Genomic DNA, 15,203 nt, shown 5'->3' with positions numbered 1-15,203 from the left:
AGGACCAGAACGAATGGCAAAGAGACAAGTAGACCCTATTACACTTTCCGTGGTGCGGGGGGTATTGGAAACCACCCAGCGCGAAATGACGCTGGCATTGGAAAAGACCGCGCGCAGTTCTGTGTTCAATCTGGCGCATGATTATTCCACGGCACTATTTAACCACACGCCTGAAATGATCCTGCAGGGGCAGGACATTCCGATCCACCTCGGGTCGCTCATCCCGGCGATGAAATCGGTGGCGAACTTCTTTGGCGAAGACATCCACGAAGGCGACCTGATCCTGCACAACGATCCGGCCTATGGTGGCAGCCACATCATCGACACCTGCATGTATTACCCTGTGTTCTATGAAGGCGAGCTGGTTTTCTGGACGGTCTGCAAAGGCCACCTGACCGATATCGGTGGGCCGGTTCCGGCGGGTTATAACCCCGAGGCCAAGGAAATTTTTGCCGAAGGTCTGCGGATTCCGCCGATCAAGCTGTGGGACAAGGGTGTTCCGCGCAACGACATCATGAACATGCTCCTGACGAACATGCGCGCACGCCGCGACCAGGAAGGCGACTTTAACGCCCTGATCGGGGCCTGCCAGGTGGGCGCGCGCAACCTGACTGCGCTGATGGACAAATACGGTAAGGACGTGGTGCAGGAATGTATTGCCGAATTGCTCGACATGGCGAATGCCCACATGAACGGGCTGATCGCGCAGGTGCCGGACGGGACCTATTCCGGGACCGCCGTTCTCGAAGACGCGGGCCATGGGTTTGGGGATTTCGACATCACCGCGACGGTGACGATCACTGGCGACAGCTGCCATATCGAGATCGAAAGCCCGCCGCAGGTGCCCTATTTCATCAACTCCTACGAAGGGAACTCCTATTCCGGGGTCTATCTCGGCCTGATGATGTTCGCCCAGTTGCCGCCGCCCTATAACGAAGGGCTGTACCGCAATGTGACGGTGGACATGGGCAAGAAGGGTTCGCTGTGTAACGCACAGTCGCCCGCACCGCATATGAACTGTACCACGACGCCAATGGAAACGCTGACCGATGCGGTGCGTCTGGCCTTTGAGCAGGCCGCGCCCGACAAAGTGTCGGCCAGCTGGGGCCACGCCAACGGCTGTAACATCGCCGGGTGGGACAGCCGCCATGACGAGGAATACGTCACCATGGTGCTGGCCTCGATCATCTCGGGCGCTGGGGCCACGGCCAGCCAGGATGGTTGGCATGCCTGCGGACCAGAATGCTGCTTTGGCGCGCTGACCTCGGGTGACATCGAGATGCTGGAACACTCCTATCCGATCATCATTCACGAATACGGGCTGATGGAAGACAGCGGCGGCGCGGGCAAGTTCCGCGGTGGGTCCGGCACACGCTGGGCGGTTGAACCTCTGGACACCGACATGACCCTTGTGACGTTCGGCGAAGGCCGTCGCATTCCGGCCATGGGGGCCGCCGGGGCGAAATCCGAAATGGTGCACAAGAAGGTTGGCCGTCTTGAAATCACCCGCGATGGGGAAACCCAGATCATCACCGATAACGTGATCGAAACCATCAAACCCGGCGAGATCGCCGCCAACCTGAACCCCGGCGGTGGCGGCTTTGGCAACCCGTTTGAGCGTGACCCCCTGAAGGTGGTCGAAGACGTCCGCAATGGCCTCGTCTCGATCGAGGGCGCGCGGCTCGACTATGGCGTGGTCATTTCCGACGCCGACACCCTCTCTATCGACGAAGACGCCACGGCCAAAGCCCGTGCTGCGGCCTGAAGCCCCTGACTGAAAGGAATATTACTATGCGAACCCAATATCGTCTGGGCATCGACGCCGGCGGCACATTCACCGATTTCATTCTTGCCGATAAAAAGGGCGGGACGCGGATCTTCAAAGTTCTGTCGACCCCGACCGAGCCGACCAAGGCCATCAAGAATGGCTTGGCCCTGATCACCGAAGAAACCGGGCTGACGGCGCAGGAAATCGTGTCCAACTCGGACCTGTGTATCAACGGCACCACGGTTGGCCTGAACGCGCTGATCACCCATACCGGGGCCAAGACCGGCCTGATTGCCACCAAGGGGCACGAGGACTCGATCGAGATCCGCCTGGGTCACAAGGAAGACGGCTATCGCTATGACCCGGACTATCCCCCCGCGACCATGCTGGTGCCGCGTCACCTGCGCAAAGGGGTCAGCGAACGGGTGATCTCGGACGGGTCAGTCAAGACGCCGATGAACGAGGAAGACGTGCGCGCCGCCTGCCGCTATTTCATCGCCGAAGGTGTTGAATCGGTCGCGATCAGCTTTGTCTGGTCGGTGCTGCACCCCGAGCATGAAAACCGCGCCGCCGAGATCGTCCGCGAGATGATGCCCGATGTGCGCCTGACCGTGGGCAGCCAGCTGTATCCGCAGGTGCGCGAATATACCCGCACCTCGACCGCCATCGTGAACGCCTATCTGGCACCGATCCTGCAGCGCTATGTCGAAGCGATCGACGCCTATTTCCGCGAACTGGGCAGCCAGCATCCCGTGCGTTATTTCCAGTCGAACGGCGGTCTGGCGCTTGGCAAGGTGGTCAGCGACCAATCGGTTTATGCGATTAACTCGGGTCCGGCATCGGCACCACAAGCGGCACTGGACGTGGCCGAACCGTGGGGTGACAAGAACATCATCACCTGTGACATGGGCGGCACCTCGTTCGACATTACCCTGACCAAGGACGGTCAGGCCAATGTCAACAAGAACATCGACTTCCTGCGCTATCGCATCGGTATCCCGATGATCCAGGTGGAAACCTTGGGCGCGGGCGGTGGTTCGATCGGCTGGATCGACTCGATGGGGCTGATGCAGATGGGGCCGCAATCCGCAGGGTCCGAGCCCGGACCGGCCTGTTACGGCCAGGGCGGTGAGAACCCGACCACGACCGACGCCAACCTTGTGCTGGGCTATCTGAATGCCGACGGTCTTGTCGGTGGCCGCCTGCCGCTGGACGTGGAAAAGGCGCGTGGCGCGATCAGGGCGAACCTTGCAGACCCGCTGGGTATTTCCGTCGAGAAAGCCGCCTATGGCATGTTCACCATCGTTAACAACAACATGGTCAACGCCATCCGCCGTGTTTCGGTCGAGCGCGGCTATGACCCGCGTGACTTCGTGCTGATGGGGGCCGGTGGGGCCACCGGGGCGCATATCACGGCGCTGGCGCGTGAAATGGGCATTTCCAAAGTGCTGATTTCCAAACTGGCCTCGGGGCTGTGTGCCTATGGTCAGATCATTTCGGACGTCAAATACAACTACATGGCACCTGCACCGATCCGTCTGGAAGGGGCCGAGGCCGCCAAAAAGCTGGACGATCTGTTCAACTCGCTCGAAGCGCGCGGCAAGGTCGACCTTGCAGGTGATGGGTTCGCCGAGGACCGTATCTCGATCCGCCGCTCGCTGGATATGCGCTATGTCGGCCAGGTGCATGAATGCACGGTCGAGATTGATCCGTTCGAAGTGACCGAGGCAACACTGGAAACCATCAAGGCCGCGTTCCATGCCCGCCACAAAGAGCTTTTCACCTATGACGAACCGCACAATGCGGTGGAAATCGTCAACGTGGAAAGCACCATTGCCGGTCACGTAGACAAACCCGACCGCATGACCATCGCTGCCGGAAAAGGGGCGCATGAAACCCTCAAGGGCACCCGCCCAATGGTGTTCAACGCCGATGGCATCGCGCAGGACACGCCGGTCTATGACGGTTCGGCCATGGGTGCCGGGGATACGCTGCACGGGCCTGCTGTGATCGAGGAAGTCACGACAACCATCGTGGTAGAGCCGGGCTGGACTGTCAGCCTGCACGACAGCGGGGTCTATGTGTTGACCGCAGATGCCGCATCAGAGGCAGGTCAGGTCGATCAGCTCAAAGAACTGGCCGAGGTCTGATCGATGGCACGGCGGAAAGATAAGATTTCCTCCCTGGCGGCATCCGGGGTGACAGTGGCCTTCGGCGGGTTCAAGGCCCTCACCGATGTCACGATGACAATTACTCCGGGTGCCGTACATGGGCTGATTGGTCCCAATGGCGCGGGCAAGACCACCATGGTCAACACATTGACCGGTTTCCAGGCCCCGACCAGCGGGACAGTGACGCTCGGGGACAGGAATGTCAGCACCTTGCCGCCACATGAATTGCGCCGGGCCGGAGTGGCCCGGACGTTTCAGGCGGGGCGTTTGTTCACTGGCTTGGATGTACTGGACAATCTGGCAGTGACCGGAGTGGGGCTGGGCCATGCGCGCTCAGCATCCGAGGCCGAGGCGCTGCGGCTGCTTGACTGGATGGGCATCCCCCATCTTGCCGAGCAGCCCGCCGCAGGTTTGCCTTATACCGATGAACGGCGCGTGGGCATTGCCCGATCGCTGATGTTTGCCCCGGATTTCCTTTTGCTGGATGAACCAGCCGCAGGCATGTCCGAAGCCGAGGCCGCGGATTTGGCGGCATTGATCAAACGCGTCGCCGAAGAGCTGGGCACGGGTGTTTTGCTGATCGAGCACAATGTCGGGTTGGTCCTGTCGGTGTCGCACCATGTCTACGTGCTGGATGCAGGTCAGGTCATCGAAGAAGGCGATGTCGACGTGATCCTGGCCAGCCAGGCCGTGCGCGACGCCTATCTCGGCGCAGATCAGGAGGCCGCGTGATGTCCAAACTAGGCGTTTTTGATGTGTCGGTTCGGTATGGCAAGGTGCCGGCACTAACCGACGTGACCCTACATCTGGAAGAGGGCGAGAGGGTCTTTATCTCGGGGCCAAACGGCGCCGGAAAATCGTCGCTTCTGGGCGCGATCAGCGGCGCAGTTGCCACCAGCCATGGCCGGATAGAAATGGATGGCGATCTGTTGACCGGGCGCCCACCCGAGGCCATCGCCCGGCTGGGCCTGTCAATGGTGCCCGAAGGGCGCGAAATCTTCGGCAGCCTCACCGTCGAAGAGAACCTGAGGGTTGGAACCGGTCTGCGCCGCGACCGCAGCGCCATTGAGGGTGACATCGCTGAGATTTTCGAAGCGTTTCCCATTCTGGGTGATCGACGCCATGCCAGCGCCGGTGCCCTGTCAGGCGGGCAGCAACAGATGCTGGCCATTGGCCGTGCGCTGATGACCAACCCGAAACTGATGATGGTCGATGAACCGTCGCTTGGGCTCGCGCCCAAGATCGTCGATCAGGTCTATGACACGCTGGTGCAGCTGCAGGAAGATCGCGGGCTGACCCTGTTGATCGTCGAACAAAGCTCGACCCGCGCTGCCCGTGTGGGCGGGCGCATGATTCTGCTGCGCGGTGGCGCTGTTGTCGGCGATGGCGATGCCGCGACCTTTGCCGAGAAAGACCTGCTCAGCGAAGCCTATTTCGGACAATCCCAAAAGGAGGCCGCGCAATGAGTTCGCTTGCCCAGCTTTTCTTTGATGCGGCTTCCCTTGGCGGCATCTATGCGATGGCCGCTCTTGGTATCGCGCTCATCTTCGGGGTGATGAACCTCGTGAATTTTGCACATGGCGAATACATCGCCTTTTGCGTCTTTGCCCTGATCGTTCCCTCGACCGAAGCGGTCGCGGTGATGTTTCTTGGCAAGGCCCCGGCTTTCCTGTTGATCCCGATCCTCCTGGGTTTAGGGGCCGGGGCCGCGATCGCCAGCGAAGCCCTGGTGTTTCGCCACATGCGCAAGGCCACGCCTGTGGCAATGATGATCTCATCGTTTGCCTTGGGCTTTGTGATCCAGAACGCGCTTCTGGCGGTGTATGGCGGGCGTCCAAAGGCGATCAGCCTCTGGCCCGATCTGAATACGCCCGTGGCATTGGCCGGGGCACAGGTGCCATTGCTGCAGTTGATCGTCATCCTGGCAACGCTTGTGGTGGTCTGTGCCCTTGCGCTGTTGCTGAAAAAGTCCCGGCTGGGGCTTGAGATGCGGGCCGCAGCCGAAAATTTCACGATGGCGCGGCTTCTGGGCGTGCGGGCCAACGTGGTCATCACCGGTGCCTTTGCCCTGTCGGGGGCTCTGGCCGCGGCGGTGGCGCTGATTATGGCCACTCAGACAGGTGTCGCCGATGTCCGCATGGGTGGTCAGATCATGCTGGTGGCCTTCATCGCCACAGTGATCGGTGGGCTGGGATCGCTGCCGGGCGCGGTGGCGGCTGGGTTCCTGATCGGTGCCGCTTCGGTGTTGCTTCAGGCGTTCCTGCCGCTTGAGGTGCGCCCCTTCCGCGATGCGTTTCTCTACACGCTGGTCATCGTCTGCCTGCTGATGCGTCCGCAGGGTCTGTTCGTGCCCAGCTCTGCCAAACCAAGGATCTGAACCATGATGGGTAAACATGCACAAAACCGGCTTCTCGCCTATTCGACGCCAGTGGTTTTGATCGGACTGCTTGTTCTGTTCGTCATCGCCGTCACCCTGACAGGGGACAAGGCATTGGGGCGAATGGCCGCCGAAACCTTGATCCGGGTGGTTCTTGTCGTGGGTCTGTGGATCTTTGTCGGCAACTCTGGCGTGGTCAGCTTCGGTCATGCGGGCTATATGGCGATTGGTGCGTATTGCTCGGCCTGGCTGACGCTGAAACCGCAAATGAAATCCCTGTTTCTGCCCGACTTGCCACCCTGGCTGGCGCAGGCTGAATGGCCGGTGCTGCCCGCCGCGATCGTGTCGGGCCTTCTGGCGGCACTTGTTGCGCTGATTTCCGGCGCGGCAATCCTGCGGTTGTCGGGGATCGCTGCCTCGATCGCCACCTTCGCGTTCCTGGCAATTGTCAACACGGTCTATTCCAACTGGGAAGGTGTGACCGGTGCGACTTCGTCGGTGGTCGGGTTGGCCCGCTATGTCGATCAATGGGTTGCTCTGGCATGGGCCTCTGTGGCGATTATCGCGGCCAACCTTTATGCCAACTCTGCCAGTGGCCTTGCGTTGCGTGCCACCCGAGAAGACGAGGTCGCGGCCAGCGCCTCAGGTATCAACATGTATCGTCACCGCCTGCTCTCGCTTGTGGTCAGCGGCTTTTTCACCGGCGTGTCCGGCGCGCTTCTGGGGCATTCGATTGGCGTGCTGAACCCCGACAGTTTCTATCTGGGCATTACCTTCATCAGCTTGGCCATGCTTGTGATCGGTGGCATCGGCAGCCTGTCTGGCGCGGTTGTCGGCGTGCTCAGCCTTTCCCTGCTGATTGAAACGCTGGTGCGTCTGGAACAGGGCATGACCATCGGCGCAAGCGAAATCGCACTGCCCAGCGGAGCGCAGGAAATTCTGATCGGCGTTGTGATGATCCTTGTTCTGATCCTGCGTCCAGCTGGGTTGCTGGCAGGCAAGGAACTGAGCTTCCAATTTGTCTCACAGCGATCCCCAAGCAAGCAATCTTCGACCAACTAATCCAATCAACTAATCCAACCAACAGAGGAGACCATCTCATGAAACACACACTCATTGCTTCGGCTTTGACCCTGACGCTTGCGGTGCCAGCCACCGCCGACGACATCACGGTCGGCTTCGCCATCGCTCAATCCGGCTGGATGGAGGCCTATGACACCCCCGCTGCCACTGCCGCCAAGATCCGCATTGATGAAATCAATGCAAACGGCGGGCTGCTTGGTCAGCAAGTCAAATGGATAGAGGTCGATACCAAGACAGATCGCGCACAATCGGCCAAAGCCGGATTGCAGGTTCTGGATGCAGGCGCCGATATGATGGTTGTCAGCTGCGACTACGACTTCGGGGCGCCCGCCGCGCTGGCTGCCGAAGCTGACGGCAAGAACTCGTTCTTCCTATGCGCCGAAGACGTGAAAGCGGGCATTCAGGGCGTCGGCCCGAACAGCTTCTCGGGCTCGGTTCTGGCAGCTGTACAGGGGGCCACCATGGCAGAATGGTCGACGGACCGGCGCGACGCAAAAACGGGTTACGTGCTGCTCGACACCACGATTGAATACAACAAGGGCATCTGCACCGGCTTTGACTGGATGTTCCCCAAGGCAGGCGGCGAGATCACCGGGCGCGACACGTTCAAAAACAACGATGCCTCGATCGCCAGCCAGATCAGCCGTATCAAGGCCCTGCCGGAAGAGCCTGATGTGATCATGCTGTGCTCGTACATTCCGGGCGCCGCCGCTGCTGTACGTCAAATCCGTGCCGCAGGGATCAATTCGTTGATCCTGAACGGATCGGCGGTGGATGGTTCCTATTGGCTTGATGCGGTGCCCAATCTGTCGGGTTTTGTGGTGCCGGTACAGGGGTCGATCTATGGCGATGATCCGCGGGCCGAGGTTGAAGCTTTCAACACCTCTTACGAGGCTGCAACCGGATCCCGCCCGGCCAGCCAATATGCCTATCCCGGCTATATCCTGATCGATTTGTGGGCAAAAGCCGTGGAGCGTGCAGGCACACTGGAAGGGGCTGCCGTGACTGCCGCTCTGGAAAAGATGAAGAACGAACCGACCGCTTTTGGTCCGCGTAGCTTCTCTGGCGAACTGCACCATCAGAATTCGGCAGAGATGCAGATCATCGAAATCTCGAATGGCACACCCGCTGCGGTGGACCAGTGGACAATCAGCGAAGCGGTACCGATGGATGTTCTGCTGAAATGACCTGACTATTCTAGCCCAGCGTCGGAACAATGGCGCCTCTCGTTTGATGCGAGGGGCGTCATGCGACCAAAATTGGATAACGATTTCGATTTTGTTTCAAATCGCGACTGGCTGATAGAACTTAACAATCACGACATTAAGGTGTTTAAGGGCTCCGACCGAACTTCTCCGCGCTGATCGCAAAGGTCCGCTCTAACAATCCGGGCCTCCGCCAACTTCACCCTCCCAACAACTCCTCGATGAAATCCTCTTGGCCGTAGAGCGCCGCCTCCCATTCCTTCGGCACGTCCACTTCCCGCTCAAGCGTCTCTGGTTCAGGTTGCCCGCGCCCCGCCTCCATCGCAATCACGCGCATCGCGCGCGCTTCACGCCGCTGCGAACGATCCCGCACAGGCGCGCATTCGGCTGGTTTAACTGCCTCATCAGCGCCGACCTCGTCTTCACTGTCGCCGCCCCAAGGACCCACACCCTGCACGCTTGGCGGATAGGGGAAGGGTTTGCCCTCCTGGCGGGCGAGCATCACCTTGAAGAAGGGATCGTCGTAATACTTGATCCGGCTCGCCTTGATCGGATGCTGCGGCGAGGCGAGGATGATCACCTCGTCGGGATCCATTAGGCGCGCCTCGGTCTCGGAGAGGAGCGGCCGCTCTTCGAGCCGCGCCGAGGTCGAAGTCGCCCCGAGGAAGCCCTTGTTGCGGCCATACATCCGGGTGACCGCCTCGCGGGTCGTGCTGCCGACCGCGGCGGAAACTTCTTTCACCGTCCGCTGATCACGTGGCGTGATGTAGAGCTTCAGCCCTGCCCCGTTCTCGAGGCTCTCGCGGCCTTCGGGTCCATAGATGCGATCAAGCGAGGCCAGCGACTGCGCGATCATCGCGACGCGGCCGCCATAGCTCGCCAGCGAATGAATCGCGCGTTCGAGGTAGGGCATGGCTCCCATCTGCTGGAATTCGTCGATCATCATCATGACCAGCCAGGGCTCATCCGGGCCCGGTTCGTTCAGGCGGATTGACGCGATGAGATCGGCGAACATCAGGCGCAGGAGCGGCGCCAACGTCGCGATGTGATCCTCTGAGACGGCGATGTAGAGCGACTGCGGGATCTTCCGGAATGTCGAGAAATCAAAGTCGCTCGCCTCGGTGGCCGAGCGCACCGCCGGGTTGTCCCATTGCTTGAGGCCGGCGGTCATCAGCGCCTGGATGTTCGAGGTCAGAAGCCGCGACGAGGCTGAAGCCGCATTGGTCCAGAGTTCGCGCAGGATGTCTTCCTCAGCCTCGTCCGCATAGGTCTTGTACTGGGCGTTCTTGTATTCGCCGCCCGCGACGATCTTGTTCACCTCGCCAAGGTTTGGGGTGCCGCGCTGGATCGCCAGCAGGCACGCCGCGACAAAGATCGACTTGCCCGCCTCCGAAAAGGTATCGAGCGTCTTGTTGTCCTTGTCGAGGAAGAGGTCGGCGAGGATCGAGACCTCGGTGAAGCGCTGCGCAAAGCTCGGGGCCTTGGCGATCCGGGCCAGCGGGTTGTAACGATGCGTGGCATTGGCCCAATCAAACGGGCTGAAGCGATAGACCTCGTCACCATTCAGCGCCCGTAGCCGGGCAGTCTTCTCGAAGTTCTCGCCTTTCACATCGAGCACCACGACCGAGCCCGCGAAACTCAGAAGGTTCGGGATCACGAAACCCACACCCTTACCGGCGCGGGTTGGGGCCACCATCATCACATGCGGGATGGTGGTCGAGGAAATGAACTCGGGCCTAGAGTTTGGCGCGCCAAGCTTGCCACAGACGAAACCCTTGCCGGGTGCCTGCAGCATGTCGTTCTTCTTCAGCTCCGCCTTGGTCTGCCAGTGCGCGGAACCGTAATCGTCCTGCTCCTTCTTCCAGGTCCAGGCGAGCGCGAGGGCGCCGAGACCGATCGCCCCGAAGCAGACGGCGCCGAAACCCACTTTGAAGGCCTCGGGGTGCGCTGCGCGTGTAGCCGTACTCGCCTTCCAGAGCGCCAGCATGTCGAAGCTGCCAAAGCCGGTTTTCAGAGCCAGGGTCAGGTAGAAGGCGGCGACGATAGTGCCGATGACGGCGCCGCAGATCACACCGAAGAGAAGCGCGGCCCAGAGGGGAAGTGTCTTGGTCATGGTGGTCATCTCCTCTTTAGAATTCCATCTCGTCGTCGAGACCGCGATCACGGCCGAGTTCCTGCGCCTCCTGCTGGCCGCGCAGCCGCGCCACTTCGGTCGCCTTGTCCTGCTGCAGCCCGGCGGCGCGGTCGGTGAAGACCTGGTCGCCGGTCTCCTCGAAGGTCATCTCCAGGAACTCCTGCGTGACGGTGATCTGGTCGAGCTTGCTCGGCAGGGCCGCGTCCAGCACCTCGTAGTTGCCGCGACGGAGTTCGGCCAAGCCCTCTGCGCCCAACTCCTTGAAGAGCTCGGATTGCAGGGTCCGCTCGACCGTCTCTTCCTGTTCTTCGGTGAGCTTGCCGTCCCGCAGCATGTCGGCGAGGTCCTGCAGGTAGGGATTGGGCGTCCGGTCATCCTCATCGATGAGGGGCAGGATCTCCTGTTCTTCGTCAGCGAGGGTCCGACCGATCTCGACGCCCAGTTCCTTGGCGCGTTCCATCAGCGCGTCCATCACCCCGTCGACCTTTTCCAGCGCGGCGTCGAGCTGGTCGTCATTGGCCGTCTCCACGCTCAGACCGTCTTTGGCCAGCACAGCGTTCATGTCCCGCTCGACCCAATCCTGCGCCATTCCGTAGTTCCGGGTCCCGCCGGCTGCAATCCGGGCCACCAGCTCTTCGCTGTCCATGCCTGCCTCCTCGGCGCGCTCGAGCACGTCGCGCAACCCCTCGTCATTGCCGGATTGAAATGCTGCGATCAGCACCTCGCTGCCCGCCCCCGGCGGATACGCGTCGGAAAGTAATGTGGGCGCGACGGCCGTAACTATAGCGTTTGCGGCATATGTCGGGGGTCTGATGCCGACGCTGCTATTGCTCGGCGGGCTTTCAGATCGGATTGGACGGCGGATTCCGATTGCTTTGGCTCTGATCCTTGGCTCCTTGGCGACGGCACTACTTGTACAAGCCCCAAGCTGGATCAGCCTAGTGATCGCACGTTTCATGCTCGGGATCGGCACCGGCCTGGCCACAACAGCCGGAACCGCCTACATGACGGAAATCCTGGGCGCTGACCGCGCGAAGAATGCGGCCTTAATTGTGACTTCGGCTACATCTCTAGGTTTTGGCGGCGGCGCACTAGCAACCGGTATCAGTCTCGGCCTGCAAGGTCATACGCTCTTACCAGCCAGCTACATTGCCCTGTTCGCGGCTGCTCCTATCCTTGCGATAATTGCCCTGACACTGCCCCGCATCGACAAGCCAAGGCCGGTCTCACTATTGCGCCTTCCGGTGTTCCCCGATGGAACATGGGTCTTTGGAGCGGCAATGGCACTGGCATGGTCCACAACCGGCATGACCATCGCTGTCGTTCCACTGGAACTGGCAGAGAACAATCTCGGGGGGTGGACCGGTCTGGTCATCTTTTTGGCAATCTTCGTGGGTTTCCTGTGCCAGCCGATTGCAAGACGCATGACCAATGGGCGTGCTCTCGCTCTCGGTTTCTTTCTGATCCCGCTTGGCTTTCTCGTTCTTCTTGCCGGTGTCTGGATGAAGGTGCTTGCATTTGTTCTTGTCGGCACCTGCATCACCAGCGCAGCGAGCTACGGTTTCACCTATCTCGCCTCTTTGGCGGAGGTCTCCTTGCGTGCGCCGGATGACCGGGCGCGCGCAACAGCCGGGCTATTTGTCTACGCCTACTTCGGCTTCTCTCTTCCCGTAATCGCCAGCGGCGCGCTTGCGGATCTGCTCGGTCTTCTATCTGCGATGCTGTTTTTTGCAGTGATACAAGTCACTGTCACAGCGCTCATCGTCATCAAATGGAGTTATCCATTTGAACCATCCAAACCCGCTTTCGAAACCAGATAATCGTCAACACAAACCGAGTGGAGAACCACCGATGCCTGTACTGAATTTTTCATATGCTGAGATCAAAGATACACAGAAATTCCGTGAATACGTTTCTGCCGCCGCTGCCCTTATGACACAGCATAATGTTGAGGTCGTTGTTCGAGGCGAATTTGAACGGACAATGCAGGGAAGTGAAAAAACTCCGCACATCGCTGCTGTGTTCCGATATCCCAGCATGGAAGCCGCTCAAGCTTTTTATGGATCACCTGAGTATCAAGCTATAGTTCCTTTGCGGGATGCCGCCTGCACAATGACGATCCACTTTTATAGAGAATAGGTATGTTACTTATTTTTGGCAGATCAGTAATGCGTGGCTTACGGGCAAAACAAATACATTAGATTTCCCAAGGAATGAACAACACATTCACCCCGACATTTCAAACCGTTGATCTGAAGAGCGGTTTCACGCTGGCATTTGCAGTGATCGTACTCGGGTCTTCGGGTGTTTTTTCGGTTCTGTCGGGTCAGCCAACATTCAATGTTGTCTTCTTCAGGTGTTTTTGGGGGCTGCCTCCTTGTTGTTCTGGTGCTTGCTGACTTCCCAATTGAATGGCTTTGGTCAGATTGAGAAGCGTCTTTACCCATTGATCGCGCTTAGTGGCTTGTTCCTGGTGGCCAACTGGGCAGCACTTTTTGAGGCCTATCGTCTGATCTCCATCGGTTTTGCGACAATCATCTATCACTTTCAGACATTTTGGATCGTCGTGTTCGCCGCTGTGTTTCTGAACGAAAAGATTTCCAAAGCTAAGGGAGTGTGGCTTCTGTTGGCATTTGGCGGCCTCATCGCCGTGATCTGGCCCCGCATTGGGGACATCGTAGGTGATACCGATTGGTTCAAAGGCATCTCGTTCGCGGTGCTTGCATCCATGCTTTACGCTGGTTCGACACTCTCCTCTCGCGCTCTGAAATCTGTACGGCCTGCTCATCTCACTATCATACATTGCCTTTGCGGGATGATTGTATTCGCTCCATTGTTAAGAATTTCAGCTATTGATACTGCGCCCGAGAACTCGATGCTGTGGCTCATTGGCCTTGGGGTCATACACACAGGCGGCATCTACATTATGATTTATGCGTCCTATCCTAAGCTGAGCATCGCGACGATTGGCATTTGCGCGTTTTTGAACCCGCTTGCTGCGGTTGGATTCGGGTTTTTGGTATTCGATGAAATAATAAGTCCAATGCAGATCGCTGGAGCGGCTATCATTGGAATAGCAGGCCTCGGAGTGACCTTAGGTTGGGCCGAACCGCGCGATCAGAACGGCATTACCTAATATAAAGGGCAGCGAAAGGTCGGATTGGGTTCGGCGATCTGTGACGTGGTTCAACGACCGCTTCGGCGCAATAGGCTGCATCGCGGCAAAATGCTTGTCGCACATGCGAGGGCTTTCTGCGTGAGCAATAGCTGCGCGAGCAAAAGTCGGGTTTGTCCACAGTTTACCAGTTCACGCACGGCGCGGTGAAGGTCCGCAATTCCAGTACCGCACATCGCGAACCAGCCCGAGTTGAGGCCGCCTAAGCGGCGGTCTCAACGGTTTTAGGTTGAAGCTCATGAAGGTAGTCGACAGCCCGCTGCGCATGGGCGGCTGCTTGGAAAATGAACCGCTTGTCGTTGCGAAGACCTTCGAGCCAATGCGCGATATAGGCGGCATGCTCTTCACGCGGTTCCAGCGACAGGCCCAAATCAGCTGCCAGAAACGCAGCCCCAAGTTCGGCTACGAGCTCTTCCTGGGCATAACCTTCGTCGCCCCACTTCTTTCTTCCGAAACAGCGATCAAGGCGCTTCGGGTGGCGAGTCCAGTGACAAATTTCGTGGCCAAGGGTTGCAAAATACGCCTCTTGGGATTCAAAGGTCTCGAAGGGCGGCATCTGCACGTAATCAGCATCGACCGCATAGAAGGCTTGGTTACCGCCATGGCGAATATTGGCCTTGGTGGCCACAAAGAACGCTTCGGCGGTGGCATCGCGCTCAACTACCTCTGGCATTTGCTCGGCCACTGCGTAGTACTGCTCGGGTAATCCCTCGATCTGATCGACGTTGAAAACCGTGTAGCCCTTCATGAAGGGGATCTCGACCTCGTGGTCTTGACCTGCATCATCGGTTTCGGTTTTGCGCATCTTGTCGGCGTAGATGACGAGTTGGCCCTTGGAGCCTTTGCGGACCTGCCCGCCGAGCTCGAGAGCCTGGCGATACGTCATCCAGGTGGGTGCAGCGTGGCCATGGGCAACGGAAGCGGCCCAGAGCAGGACGATGTTGAGACCGCGATAGGCAATGCCGTTGTGGCGTAAGGGCCGGGTGATGCGACCGGCGAGGTGCTCGGCATTCCAGGGCTTGTGCCAGGGTCGGGTGCCAGCTTCGAGATCGGCGATGATCTTCTCGGTGATGCGGGTGTAGATGTCGGGCTTTGCCATGTGATCCTCCATTGTCTCGTCCCCGTGCGGGACGCGGGAGGAAATGGCGGACGCAATAAGCCGCCCGGACATGGTCAACACGGGAGCGTCAGCGAATAGAGCGGGCAGACCATTGCGCGGGCGGCGGCGTCTGCCAGACCCGCGATCCCATTGCTCGCACGGGGATGGGACATGGAGGTTGATGGTGGGAA

The 15,203-nt window shown here is 59.4% G+C and carries 13 protein-coding genes; 10 read left to right on the top strand and 3 right to left on the bottom strand.

Going from position 1 to position 15,203, the window contains the following annotated elements; translation table 11 throughout:
* The first annotated feature begins 13 nt into the window (after nucleotides 1-13).
* From capB to ACP15O_RS13590, 7 genes are read left to right on the top strand one after another with little or no spacing between them, the layout of a single operon-like run.
* On the top strand, nucleotides 14-1,765 hold the full coding sequence (gene capB / locus ACP15O_RS13620; RefSeq protein ID WP_425096660.1) for a caprolactamase subunit beta: 1,752 nt from the start codon (nucleotides 14-16) through the stop codon (nucleotides 1,763-1,765).
* 26 nt (nucleotides 1,766-1,791) lie between these two features.
* Nucleotides 1,792-3,918, top strand: a complete 2,127-nt coding sequence (gene capA / locus ACP15O_RS13615; RefSeq protein WP_425096659.1) for a caprolactamase subunit alpha — start codon at nucleotides 1,792-1,794, stop codon at nucleotides 3,916-3,918.
* A 3-nt stretch (nucleotides 3,919-3,921) separates the two neighbouring features.
* The gene (locus ACP15O_RS13610; protein WP_425096658.1) at nucleotides 3,922-4,671 is read left to right on the top strand and encodes an ABC transporter ATP-binding protein; all 750 of its coding nucleotides are present in this window, start codon (nucleotides 3,922-3,924) and stop codon (nucleotides 4,669-4,671) included.
* Complete coding sequence (locus ACP15O_RS13605) at nucleotides 4,671-5,405, top strand: ABC transporter ATP-binding protein (RefSeq protein WP_425096657.1); 735 nt, start codon at nucleotides 4,671-4,673, stop codon at nucleotides 5,403-5,405. Before ACP15O_RS13610 ends, ACP15O_RS13605 begins: the two co-directional genes overlap by 1 nt.
* A complete protein-coding gene (locus tag ACP15O_RS13600; RefSeq protein WP_425096656.1) occupies nucleotides 5,402-6,316 on the top strand; it encodes a branched-chain amino acid ABC transporter permease in 915 nt (304 codons plus the stop codon). Before ACP15O_RS13605 ends, ACP15O_RS13600 begins: the two co-directional genes overlap by 4 nt.
* Before the next feature lie 3 nt (nucleotides 6,317-6,319).
* A complete protein-coding gene (locus ACP15O_RS13595; protein ID WP_425096655.1) occupies nucleotides 6,320-7,378 on the top strand; it encodes a branched-chain amino acid ABC transporter permease in 1,059 nt (352 codons plus the stop codon).
* A gap of 38 nt (nucleotides 7,379-7,416) precedes the next feature.
* Entirely contained in the window at nucleotides 7,417-8,586 is a 1,170-nt protein-coding gene (locus ACP15O_RS13590) for an ABC transporter substrate-binding protein (RefSeq protein WP_425096654.1), read from the top strand.
* Nucleotides 8,587-8,803: 217 nt separating this feature from the next.
* Here the strand turns inward: ACP15O_RS13590 and ACP15O_RS13585 are convergent, their stop codons facing one another.
* The gene (locus ACP15O_RS13585) at nucleotides 8,804-10,717 is read right to left on the bottom strand and encodes a type IV secretory system conjugative DNA transfer family protein (RefSeq protein WP_425096653.1); all 1,914 of its coding nucleotides are present in this window, start codon (nucleotides 10,715-10,717) and stop codon (nucleotides 8,804-8,806) included.
* Nucleotides 10,718-10,733: 16 nt separating this feature from the next.
* Nucleotides 10,734-11,459, bottom strand: coding sequence for a hypothetical protein (locus ACP15O_RS13580; protein ID WP_425096652.1), 726 nt, complete (start codon nucleotides 11,457-11,459; stop codon nucleotides 10,734-10,736).
* On the opposite strand from ACP15O_RS13580, the gene ACP15O_RS13575 reads away from it, so the two are divergent.
* The 3 genes from ACP15O_RS13575 (at nucleotide 11,452) to ACP15O_RS13565 (ending at nucleotide 13,874) form a co-directional block, all read left to right on the top strand.
* Nucleotides 11,452-12,558 carry an MFS transporter gene (locus tag ACP15O_RS13575; RefSeq protein ID WP_425096806.1) on the top strand — a complete coding sequence of 369 codons (1,107 nt, stop codon included), beginning with the start codon at nucleotides 11,452-11,454 and terminating at the stop codon, nucleotides 12,556-12,558. The genes ACP15O_RS13580 and ACP15O_RS13575 overlap by 8 nt on opposite strands.
* A gap of 31 nt (nucleotides 12,559-12,589) precedes the next feature.
* Nucleotides 12,590-12,877 carry a DUF1330 domain-containing protein gene (locus tag ACP15O_RS13570; protein WP_425096651.1) on the top strand — a complete coding sequence of 96 codons (288 nt, stop codon included), beginning with the start codon at nucleotides 12,590-12,592 and terminating at the stop codon, nucleotides 12,875-12,877.
* Nucleotides 12,878-13,094: 217 nt separating this feature from the next.
* The gene (locus ACP15O_RS13565; protein WP_425096650.1) at nucleotides 13,095-13,874 is read left to right on the top strand and encodes a DMT family transporter; all 780 of its coding nucleotides are present in this window, start codon (nucleotides 13,095-13,097) and stop codon (nucleotides 13,872-13,874) included.
* A 241-nt stretch (nucleotides 13,875-14,115) separates the two neighbouring features.
* On the opposite strand, the gene ACP15O_RS13560 is transcribed toward ACP15O_RS13565, so the two are convergent.
* Entirely contained in the window at nucleotides 14,116-15,012 is an 897-nt protein-coding gene (locus tag ACP15O_RS13560; RefSeq protein ID WP_425096649.1) for an ArdC family protein, read from the bottom strand.
* Nucleotides 15,013-15,203 lie beyond the last annotated feature (191 nt).

This window comes from Youngimonas ophiurae (nom. illeg.) (assembly GCF_049803795.1).
Taxonomy (GTDB): Bacteria; Pseudomonadota; Alphaproteobacteria; order Rhodobacterales; family Rhodobacteraceae; genus Thalassobius.
This window is presented reverse-complemented; position numbering and strand designations above follow the sequence as displayed.